This is a genomic window from Roseateles aquae (assembly GCF_032337115.1).
GTDB lineage: Bacteria > Pseudomonadota > Gammaproteobacteria > Burkholderiales > Burkholderiaceae_C > Roseateles_C > Roseateles_C aquae.
The window spans coordinates 137,469-148,150 of sequence record NZ_JAVXZY010000013.1 but is presented as its reverse complement, the minus strand read 5'-3'; the positions used below and the strand labels follow the sequence as shown (position 1 = coordinate 148,150).

The window sequence follows — 10,682 nt, the reverse complement described above, 5'->3', positions numbered from 1 at the left end:
TTTCTCCCAACCCGCAGGGCAAGCACCAGCCAAACCCTGCCGGTGTTGCGAGCCTTGCGCAGGCCACCAGCCTGAGCGGCGGCTCGCGCCTAGGCAGGCCTTGGCCGGTGCTTGCCACGGCCCGCGCCGACTTATGCAGACCTTCCCTAAGGAAGATCCGTCAGTCAGGCCGCCGGCGCCAGGCCCTTGCCGCGCAACCAGCCGACGTAATCATCGGCCGGCATGGCCGCCGCGTAGAGCCAGCCCTGGGCGCCGTCGACGCCGATATTGCGCAGGAACTGTTCCTGCTGTGGCTTTTCAACGCCTTCAGCGATCACGCGGAGCTTGAGTTCGCGTGCCACGCTGACCACCGAGCGCATCAAGGCCTCGCTGCGTTGTTGCTCGCTGCCGGGGCGCAGGAAAGAGCGGTCCAGCTTGATCACATCGATGGGCAGGCGCGCCAGCTGGGCCAGCGAGGAGAAGCCGGTGCCAAAGTCGTCCAGATAGACCTTGAAGCCGAGGTTGCGGCATTCCTGCATGAAGGCGTGGGTGCCGGCCTCATCGTCGATGACGCTGCTCTCGGTGAGCTCGACGTCGAGCAGGCCATGGGCGATGCGCTGGCATTCAGACAGCCAGCGCAGTAGGTCAGGGTCGCTGAGCTGGCGCGCGCTGATGTTGACGGCAATGCGCACCTCCAGCCCCATCCGATGCCACTGCGCCGCCTGCGCCGCGGCGCTGACGATGACCCAGCGGCCCATGGCACTGATCTGGCCATTGTCTTCGGCGCGGGCGATGAAGAGGTCGGGGCGAATCAGGCCGCGTTTGGGGTGGCGCCAGCGCAGCAGCGCTTCAACCGCGAGGCCGGGTTCACCCAGCAGTGAGAGTTTGGGCTGGTAGTGCAGCTCCAGCTGCTGCAATTCCAGCGCCTTGCGCAGATGATGGTCGAGCCAGAGCCGCTCGCGGGCCTTCTGCTGCATCTTGGGATCGAAGACGCGCTGAATGCGGCCACCTTCCTCCTGCGCGGCATGCAGGGCGGTGCCGACATTGCGCATCAACTCTTCCAGTGTGCCGCCATGCAGGGGGAAGCAGGCAATGCCAACCGACACACTGATCACCAGCTCGGCCTGGCTGAGTTTCAACGGCTGGGCAAAGCGGTTCAACACCGAGCGACCCAGTCGCTGCAGGGCGGCAACATCAGGTTCGCCGGGCACGACGATGGTGAATTCGACGCCCGTGGAGCGGGCCAAGAGCAGCGGGGCCTCGACGACCGATTCCAGCGCCCGCGCCGCGGCGCGCAGCACCTCGTCGGCGCCCTCAGGGCCAAAGTTGTCGCGCAGCAGGCTGAAATCGCGCAGCTTGACGGCCAGCAGGCCGAAGTCCTCCTGGCGCTCGATCAGGCTGAGCATGCGCTCGCGTGCGGCATAGCGACTGGTCAGACCGGTTAGCTCGTCTTCATAGACCAGGTGGTGCAGCACCTGGCTCTGCAAGGCCTCACGGGCATGGGCGGCCTGGCGGTCGCTGATGTCGATGGCACTGGCCAGCAGCAGGCCCTGCGCCGGCCCGGCGCTTCGGATGCGCCTGACCTGCCAGGCCAGCGTGTGTTGGCCATCGGGCACCGGATGTTGCAGGTCAATCTGCCAGCTGATTTCGGGCTTGGCGGGGGCCGGATTCAGCAACTCTTCCTGCAGGTGCTGACACAAGACCTCGGGCAGGGCCGCCAGCACGGTGGGCGCGTCCAGCGGCAGGCTTTGCGGCCCCAGACGCAGCAGTTGGCGCAGCGGGCGGCTGCACAGTTGCAGGGCGCCATTGCCGTCCAGCACCAGCAAGTACTGCAGCGGCAGCTCGTCGAGCAGGTGGCGCAACCAGCTCTCAGGGGCAGGTGGAGGCGCGCTGGGCGGGTTCATGGGCGGGAGTGATTGGGGCAGGCGGCGATTCGGGGCAATGGTAGCCAGCCTTGACCACCCTCGCCAACAGTCAGTATCAGAGTGGTTTTGGCCTTCAGTGGGCCGATCTGCTGCCGAAAAACCATGTTGATTGGTGGCTGACGGCGGGCAAGTCAGCGGCTACCATCCTGAGCAGATGCGTTCGCGCCTGGCGGTGGTGCGTCGCGGGAGAGTGCAGCAGAGCAAAGGTCAGCCATGCAAGCAGTGCCAGAACAATCCAGCACGCCCGAAACAGCCGAGACACCCCATCAAGCGCTCAGCGCCGAAGCGATCCAGGTCCTGCACAAGGTGGTCGAGGAACTGCCGGATGCCTGCGAGCGCCTGCGCTATGTCCAGTCAATGACCGAGCAGGCCGCCAACAAGGTGCTGGGTCTGGTGGATGGCGCACTGGAAGACGCCGAACAGGTGCGCAGCAAGGGCATGGACCTGGCGTCGGCGCTGGGCCGCCTGGCGCAGTCAGAAGACCTCAGCATCGTCCGCGCGCGCGCGATGATGAAGCTCTGCGCCGACTACGCGGCCAGCGCGGCCGCCTTTGCCGGCCGCGAGCGGTCGCTGCACACCGAGCTGATGATGTCGCAGGACTTCCAGGATTTGTCCGGCCAGGTCATCAACAAGGTGATCGCCATGCTGGAGAAGGCCGAGAAGCCGCTGGAGCATCTTCTGGCCGATTCGGAGCCGCCACGCGAAGAACAACCGCTGGAGCACGATGGCTCGGTGCAGGCCCTGGAGGGCGTGCAGACGCCGGACAAGGCGCTGAAGCAGGACGATGTCGATGACCTGTTGGCTTCGCTCGGCTTCTGAGGCAATGGTGTGTGATGGCTTGCGGCCGGCTCAACGCCAGCTGAGCGGATCCAGCTTGTAGTAGTCGGCCAGCAGCTGGTAGAGCGCCGGGCGCGCCCAGGCCAGTTGCTCGGGCTGTTCGAAGAAGACCTCGCTGGCCACGGCAAAGAACTCGGCCGGGTCGGTGGCGCCGTAGTCGCTCAGGATGTCGGGGATGCCGGCATCGACGCGAGCGCGCAAATCGTCAAACTGCTGCTGCATCGTCGCTGACCAGCGCCGATAGGCCGCCCGGCTGCCCAGCAGCGGAGCGCCATTGGCAAAGCCCTTGACCTGATCAAGCTGATGGGCAAACTCGTGGACGACCACATTGCGGCCGTCTTCAGGCTGAGCCGCACCCTCCAGCACGTCCTGCCAGGACAGCACGACTTGGCCTTGACTCCAGGATTCGCCGGCCAGCACCTGACGCTGCTCCATCAGCACGCCGGCGGTGCCCGGATGCACGCGTTGCACCGCGAATGCACCAGGATAGACCAGGATCTGGCGCAGGGCGGGATAGAAATCCCTCGGCGCGCCCAGCAAGGGCAGGCAGGCCTGGGCGGCAATGGTGACGCGGACTTCGTCGGTGATTGGCTGTCCCGCGCAACCAATGAACTGCTTTTCGGCCAGAAAGACCTGCATCAGCTGCTTGAGCCGCAGCTGCAGATCGGCCGGCAGGCGCTGCACCATGGGCACCCGATGGCGCAGGATGCGCCGCCAGGAGGCGGGCATGGGCCGGGCCTGCAACTGGCGGCGGCGATGCGCGCGCCAGGCCGGTTGAAGTGCCAGTGCGGCCATCAGGCCCAGGGCCAGCAGGAAGACAAGAGCAAGCGCCATGGCGGGCCCCGTTGATTGGACGATGACTTGCAAGTGGGGCGGTTCTGGCGCCAAACAAGAGCGGGCAGGGTTTGCTTTGACGGGCGCCAATCCCGGGGGGCCGACGTGCAAATTTGCGACAGTCAGGCCAGCCCGGGGCTTTTACTGACCCGTAAAACTTGGCGCGCTGAGAGAATTGCGGCGCTTGCGCTCGTTGTCACCGCTTGTCACGAATCTTCAACATCCGCACGACACACTGTGCGCCTAGAACTGGAGTTTCGCGTCTAGATCAGGTGGACGTGCGCATACGTTTGCGCGCGCAGCGCCTGTCTATGATCTCGGGCTTGAATAGCGGTCGCTGGGCATGGAACTTGCGCGGCTGGTCGTACACCTTTTTCCGGGTCAGGCTCAAGTCGTATTTGCGCTGGCGTTGCGATTTGGGCGAGGAAACGTTTGCGAAAACGTTTGCGCGCCAAATTGGCGGTACATTTTTTGGGCATTCAGTGACCCCGGGTTTCACATCTTTTTGAGGAGTTGTCGGGATGAGTAACGATTCTTGGTCGAGGTTTTCCAGGACGGCATTGAGTGCCGCGGTCGCCATCGTGGCGGCAGCGCCGGCGCTGGCCCAAAACACCACCGCCGCCGTGGGTGGCCGCGTGGTCAGCCCGGACGGCAAGCCCGTCGCTGGCGCCCAGGTGGTGATCCGTCACGTCGAGTCGGGCTCGAGCAACACGCTGACCAGCGATGCCGAAGGCCGCTTCTCGATCCGTGGTCTGCGCGTTGGCGGCCCCTACACCGTGACGGTGGCCAAGGGCGGCGACCGTGAAGTCCGCGACGACATCTATCTGCAACTGGCCGAGACGCTGAACCTGGACCTGCGCCTGGGTGCTGCTGCCAATGTGCTGGAAAAGGTGGTGACGACCGGCTCCGCAAACGTGGCCACCTTCAGCAGCAGCAATATGGGCGCCGGCACCAGCCTGAGCCGCAAGGATTTGGACGCCTATGCGTCGGTCTCACGCAGCCTGGCCGACTACGCGCGCAACGACCCTCGTCTGGCGCAGACCGACAAGTCGCGCGGCGAGATCTCGGCCCTGGGTCAAAACTCGCGCTTCAACTCGGTGACGATTGACGGCGTGCGCACCAATGACACCTTCGGCCTAGAAGGCAATGGCCTGCCGACGCTGAAACAGCCGATCTCGATCGACGCGATCCAGGCCGTGCAGGTCAATCTGTCGAACTTCGACGTGACCCAGCAGGGCTACACCGGCGCCAACATCAACGCCGTCACGAAGTCGGGTACCAATGAGCTGAAGGGCAGCGTCTACGCGGTCTACCGTGACGACCAGTTCTCGGGCAAGCGCTTCGACAACAAGACCGGTGTTTTCTCTGAGGCGCCGAGCTTCCGCGAGTACACCAAGGGTTTCACGCTGGGCGGCCCCATCATCAAGGACAAGCTGTTCTTCTTCGGCACCTACGAAGAAATGAGCAGTTCGCGCTCGTCGCCCGCGTTCGGCCCCAAGGGCAGCTCGCTGGTCAATGTGGATATCACGCCCGAACAACTTGCTGCTGTTCAGCAAGTGGCCAAGAGCAAGTACGGCATTGATATCGGTGGCCCGATTGCATCGGACAGCCAGAAGCTGACCGTCAAGGACTCACTGCTGAAGCTGGACTGGAACGTCAGCGAAGACCACCGTGTCAATGTGCGCTTCGCGCGAACCGAGCAGGCCGACCCGAACTTCCGCGGCTTTGGTTCCAACGCACTGTCGCTGAGCTCGTACTGGGACCGCGAAATCAAAAAGCTGGACACGACGGTGGCCCAGTGGTTTGCCGACTGGACGCCTGACTTTTCGACCGAGCTGAAGGTTTCGAATCGCAAGTACGACAAGTACTTCGACACCAACTCCAACCTGCCGTCGGTCCAGCTGATCTACCCGGCCGGCTTCCCGGACTCGAGCTCCAAGACTGAGCGCACGCTGAGTTTCGGTACCGAGGCCAGCCGTCACAACAACGTGCTGCGCACGACGACGCAGGACGCGTACCTGGCCGGCAATCTGGTCAAGGACGATCATGAGCTGAAGTTTGGTGCCGACTACAGCAGCAACGAGGTCTACAACGCCTTCCTGCAGAACACCAAGGGTGTGTACACCTTCAAGGGCACTTCGGCTGGCGTTGATCCTGTGACGGTATTTGCCTCGGGTATCCCAACGACCTATACCGTGCAAGTCCCGCTGGCCGGCAAGACCCTGGACGATGGCATTGCGCGTTGGACGCTGAAGAATCTGGGCCTGTTCATGCAGGACACCTGGACGATCAACAGCCGCCTGAACATCACCGCCGGTGTGCGCCTGGACAAGGCCAGCACCAACGACACGCCGGCCCTCAATCAGAAGGCCCTGGACAAGTTCGGCTTCAACAACACGCAGACGTTGGACGGCAAGAGCCTGGTGCAGCCGCGCTTTGGCTTCAACTACAAGCTGGACCCGAAGGCTGAGCAGAAGTCGCAGGTGCGGGGCGGTATCGGCCTGTTCCAGGGCAACGCCGCCAATGTCTGGCTGTCGAATCCCTACTCGAACACGGGCCTGGCAACTGCCTCGTTCAGCTGCGGCACCGGCACGACTCCGTGCCCTGCAGGTTTCACTTTCAACCCCAACCCCGATACGCAAACGGCCTTGACCGGTGTGCCGCCCGCTGCATCGGTTGACTTCATTTCGCCAAACCTGAATCAGCCTTCGGTTTGGAAGTTCAACCTGGCCTACGACACCCAGTTGCCCTGGTACGGACTGACCGCGGGCGCCGAGTGGCTGCACACGAAGAACAAGCAGGCGATCTACTACCGTCACCTGAATCTCGGTGCGGTGCAGGCTACCGGTCCCGATGGACGTGAGCTCTACTACGATGCAGTCGCCCAGGATCCGACGAAGTGCTGGAAGGATGGCGGCACCACGCTCGGCTGCACCGGTCAGGCGAAGGCGGGTCGCGACAAGACCTTCGGCAACGTGCTGCTCGCTGATGCGACCGGCAAGGGCGGTGGCGACACGATCACCTTGTCACTGAGCCGTCCTGCGCGTGACGGTTTTGGCTGGCAAGTCGCCTATTCGCGGATGAGCGCCAAGGAGGTCAGCAATTTGTCCTCTTCGACGTCGAACTCCGGCTTCAACAACCGTGCTGCATTCAATCCGAACGAAGAAGTGCTGGCGAACTCGGCCTACTTGGTGCGTGATCGCATCAACGGTGCGGTGAACTGGTCCAAGGCCTTTGTCGGCAGCTATAAGACGACCGTCGGTCTGTTCTACGAAGGCCGCAAGGGTCGTCCCTACAGCTGGACCTTCCGCAATGACATGAACGGCGACGGCGTTGCTGGCAATGACCTGATGTACATCCCGACCGCACCGGGTTCGGGTGAGGTGATCTTCCGCTCGCCGACCTCGGACAAGCTGAGCGCGGCCGACGCCGAGGCGAAGTTCTGGAGCATCGTCAACGCCAACCCCGAGCTGGCCGCGGCAAAGGGTCGCACCGTGTCGCGCAACGGCAGCTTTGCACCGTTTGTGAACAGCTTCGATCTGCGTCTCAGCCAGGAAGTGCCGGGTCTGCGTCCCAAGCACAAGGGCGTGTTCACGTTCGACATCCTGAACGTCGGCAATCTGCTGAACAAGAACTGGGGCCATATCGACGAAGCGCCGTTCGGCGGCGTCAACAGCACCAACACCGGTGGTAACTACCGCAGCTTCGTCAACTACGCTGGCATGCAGAACGGCAAGTACATCTACAGCGTGACCGACGCTGACCTGCTGACCACGGCGCAGACGGCGAATCAGTCGCAGTGGGCGATTCAAGCGACGCTGCGCTACGAGTTCTGATCCTGGGCTGCTGGAGCGGGCCAGGCCCGCTCTAGGCGCCTTCCGAAGCACCGACCGCCGTGAGGCGCTCGGTGCTTTTTCATGCTCGGCCCGACACCGTCAGCCGGCGTCAGGTCTTGCCTGCTAGCCTAGGCAGATGAACACCGAGTCACGTGCTTTCAGTGCCACGCAGGTGTCGATCTCCGGCATCTGTGCACTGGTGCTGTGTATCGGCCTGGCGCGCTTTTCCTACACGCCCTTGCTGCCGCTGATGCAGCGCGAGGCCGGGCTGGGCGATGTGGCGGCAGGTGCGCTGGCCGCCTGCAACTATGGCGGCTATATGGCCGGCGCCTTGCTGGCCTCGTGGATTGATGATTCGCGCTGGCGCCACCGCCTGTACAGCGCTGGCCTGCCTGTGGCGCTGCTCAGTGCTGCGGGCATGGGTCTGTCCAGCCACTGGTGGTGGTGGGCCTTGCTGCGATTTGCCGGCGGCTTGTGTGGCGCGGCGGCCATGCTGCTGGGCACCGGGCTGGTGTTGAACTGGCTGATGCGGGCCGGGCGGCGCCCCGAGTTGGGGGTGCATTTCATGGGCCTGGGCCTGGGCATCGTCGTCTCAGCGCTCGGGGTGATGCTGTTGTCGCGCTGGCAGCTTGGCTGGGCGGCTCAGTGGTGGGGGCTGAGTCTGCTCTGCCTTCCGCTGTTGTGGCCGGCCTGGCGCTGGCGTCCGCCGGTACCGACGAATTCGGCATCGGCGCAGGCGGCGGCGCTGGACTCGCGGCGCTGGCTGTGGCTGATGCTGGCCATGTACTTTTGCGCCGGTTGGGGCTTTGTCATCAATGCCACCTTCACCGTGGCGATTGTCGAGCGTCAGCCGCTGCTGGCCGGGCAGGGGCCGCTGGCTTGGCTGCTGGTCGGTCTGGCTTCGGTGCCGGCGGTGTTTTTGTGGGATCGGGTGGCGCGGCGGATCGGCGATCTGCAAGCGCTGCTGCTGGCCTTTGGTCTGCAAGTGCTTTCTGTGCTGTTGCCGGCGCTGTCCGAGAGTCTGGCTGCAGCGCTGGCGGGTGCCTTGCTGTATGGGGCAACCTTCATCGGCATTGTCAGCCTGACGCTGGCGGTGGTCGGCCGCCGTACTCCGGCCAATCCAGGCAAGGCGATGGCGCGTCTGACCTTGGGCTATGGGGCGGCCCAGATCAGCGCACCGGCGCTGAGCGGCTGGCTGGTGCAAAGCACTGGGAGCTTTCGCGTGCCGCTGCTGCTGACGGCAGCAGTGCTGGTGTTGGGCATGTTGCTGCTAGTAGCGCTCATGCGTGAACGCGGCTAGCGGGTTTCAGCGCTTGCGCCCGTCGCCGAGCTGGCGAATCGCATCATTGATGCGCTGTAGCGTACCGTCGTCGACCTGCTTGCTGCACATCAGATAGCGGTAAAGGCCCGCGGGCATGTCGCTGAAGCTCAGCGCCTGCGCCTGGTTTCCACCAAGCTCACCCTGTTGCTCCAGGTATTCGTAGTCATCCTGATCGATGAACATGTAATCGGCACGGCCGGCGTTGATCATTCGCGCCAACTGCTGCGGCGTGACGCTGACGGCCAGCGCCGGCCGTGCGGCGGCGACTATCAGCTGATCCAGCTCTGCGCCATAGGAGACGCCATTGACGGTGGCAAGCTGCAGTCTGCGGTCGGCAAGCAAACTGACGATGCTGGCATGGCTGCGAGCGACCGCCAGCGCGCCGGGCGCCACCAGCACGCGCTGCTTGGCGTCCTGGTGGATGGCTAGCGAGAAGCGCGCGTATTGCTCACGTTCAACCAGCTTGTACCAGCCGGGTGAGCAAACACGCTGTTGATTGTTCTGGATGTCTTTGACGATGCGCTTCAGAGGCACTTCGCTGAGTTGGATGGAAATGCCAGCGCGTTTGAAGATCTCTCGGGTCTTGTCGATCAGGATGCCGGCGGGACGCTGAGCCTCGGTGTAAGACAGCGGCGGCTTGTCGCGGTATTCGATCAGCAATTCATCGCCCGCGGGCGTCTGCGCAGTTGCAGCAAACTGCACAAACAGGCCGGCAACGAACAGACATAGGCGCAACAGCATCGGCAAATTATGAGGCCAAGTGAATCAGGCCAAACGCACGCTGCAGCCTGCTCAGTCCTCTTGTGCCGGCGGGGCGTCGCGGTCCGAGCGACGCTTGGCCTTACGCGCGGCCAGCTTGGCTTCACGTGCCGCGTCGGCTTCCTCGGCGGCCTTGCACCATTGGGCAAACTCAGTCGGTGTTTCCAGCGTGATGCGGCCCAACACAGCCTGGCGGAACTCATAGATCAGCACTTCCGCGGCCTTCTGCATATTGATGCGACCGCCGCTGAGCATGGCGCCGCGCTTGCGACCAATCGCAGCCAGCAGTTCGGCGTCGACCAGTTCCTTGGTATCGCCCAGCTTGTAGCGGGCCTCGACCAGGCCGGCGTAGTGCTGGCGCAGATAGTGCAGCAACTCCAGCGCCACTTCTTCTTCGTCAAAGGCATTGCGGCCGACCGCGCCACTGGCGGCCAGGTTGTAGCCGCTTTGCTCAACCGAAATCCGTGGCCATAACATCCCGGGTGTGTCGTACAGATAGAAGTCACTTTCCAACACGATCTTCTGTTCGACCTTGGTGATGCCGGGCTCGTCACCGGTCTTTGCTGAGCGCTTGCCGGCCAGCGTGTTGATCAGCGTCGATTTGCCGACATTGGGGATGCCGCAGATCAGCACCCGCATCGGCTTGGCCATGCCGCCACGATTGGGCGCCAGTTCTCGGCAGGCCGCGGCCAGCGCCTTGGCGGGGGCGACCATGCTGGTGTCCAGCGCGATTGCGCGGGTATCGGGCAGGGCGTTGTAATGGGCCAGCCACTCAGCGGTGCGAGCCGGATCGGCCAGGTCCTGCTTGTTGAGCAGCTTCAACGAGGGGCGACCATCGGTCAGCGCGGCCAGCAGGGGGTTGGCACTGGAGCCCGGCACGCGGGCATCGAGCAGTTCGATGACGACGTCGATGCCATCTTTCACCCGGTCCCGGATCGCATTGCGCGTGCTGTTCATATGCCCGGGAAACCACTGAATCGCCATCTCGTCCAACCTCTGTCCACTGCCTCGCCGCCAGAAAGTGCGGCGAACGTATTGTCCCGGATGTTGGCGTTATTGCCGGGATCGCGACGGCGTTTGTGCTGAACCGCTGCCGAGGCAGGGACCCGGCCGTGGTCGGGCTGGGTCGATGTCATGGCGCTCTGACCGTGCCGCCGCGACCATTTGCCAATAGGGACATGCGCAGGAAAG

Annotated in this window: 7 protein-coding genes; 3 read left to right on the top strand and 4 right to left on the bottom strand. The window is 63.8% G+C overall.

Features of this window, described 5'->3' with window-relative positions:
* Positions 1–164: 164 nt before the first annotated feature.
* Positions 165–1,883 carry an EAL domain-containing protein gene (locus RQP53_RS23275; RefSeq protein WP_315653117.1) on the bottom strand — a complete coding sequence of 573 codons (1,719 nt, stop codon included), beginning with the start codon at positions 1,881–1,883 and terminating at the stop codon, positions 165–167.
* Between the two features lie 234 nt (positions 1,884–2,117).
* On the opposite strand from RQP53_RS23275, the gene RQP53_RS23270 reads away from it, so the two are divergent.
* The gene (locus RQP53_RS23270; RefSeq protein WP_315653116.1) at positions 2,118–2,723 is read left to right on the top strand and encodes a protein phosphatase CheZ; all 606 of its coding nucleotides are present in this window, start codon (positions 2,118–2,120) and stop codon (positions 2,721–2,723) included.
* A 30-nt stretch (positions 2,724–2,753) separates the two neighbouring features.
* On the opposite strand, the gene RQP53_RS23265 is transcribed toward RQP53_RS23270, so the two are convergent.
* Positions 2,754–3,575 carry a M90 family metallopeptidase gene (locus tag RQP53_RS23265; RefSeq protein WP_315653114.1) on the bottom strand — a complete coding sequence of 274 codons (822 nt, stop codon included), beginning with the start codon at positions 3,573–3,575 and terminating at the stop codon, positions 2,754–2,756.
* A gap of 521 nt (positions 3,576–4,096) precedes the next feature.
* Here RQP53_RS23265 and RQP53_RS23260 point away from each other — a divergent pair.
* Both RQP53_RS23260 and RQP53_RS23255 read left to right on the top strand, forming a co-directional pair.
* On the top strand, positions 4,097–7,411 hold the full coding sequence (locus RQP53_RS23260; RefSeq protein WP_315653113.1) for a TonB-dependent receptor: 3,315 nt from the start codon (positions 4,097–4,099) through the stop codon (positions 7,409–7,411).
* Positions 7,412–7,547: 136 nt separating this feature from the next.
* The gene (locus tag RQP53_RS23255; RefSeq protein WP_315653111.1) at positions 7,548–8,711 is read left to right on the top strand and encodes a YbfB/YjiJ family MFS transporter; all 1,164 of its coding nucleotides are present in this window, start codon (positions 7,548–7,550) and stop codon (positions 8,709–8,711) included.
* 6 nt (positions 8,712–8,717) lie between these two features.
* Here RQP53_RS23255 and RQP53_RS23250 read toward each other — a convergent pair whose 3' ends face one another.
* The gene (locus tag RQP53_RS23250) at positions 8,718–9,473 is read right to left on the bottom strand and encodes a substrate-binding periplasmic protein (protein WP_315653110.1); all 756 of its coding nucleotides are present in this window, start codon (positions 9,471–9,473) and stop codon (positions 8,718–8,720) included.
* A gap of 51 nt (positions 9,474–9,524) precedes the next feature.
* Complete coding sequence (ylqF, locus tag RQP53_RS23245) at positions 9,525–10,475, bottom strand: ribosome biogenesis GTPase YlqF (RefSeq protein WP_315653109.1); 951 nt, start codon at positions 10,473–10,475, stop codon at positions 9,525–9,527.
* Between the last annotated feature and the right edge of the window lie 207 nt (positions 10,476–10,682).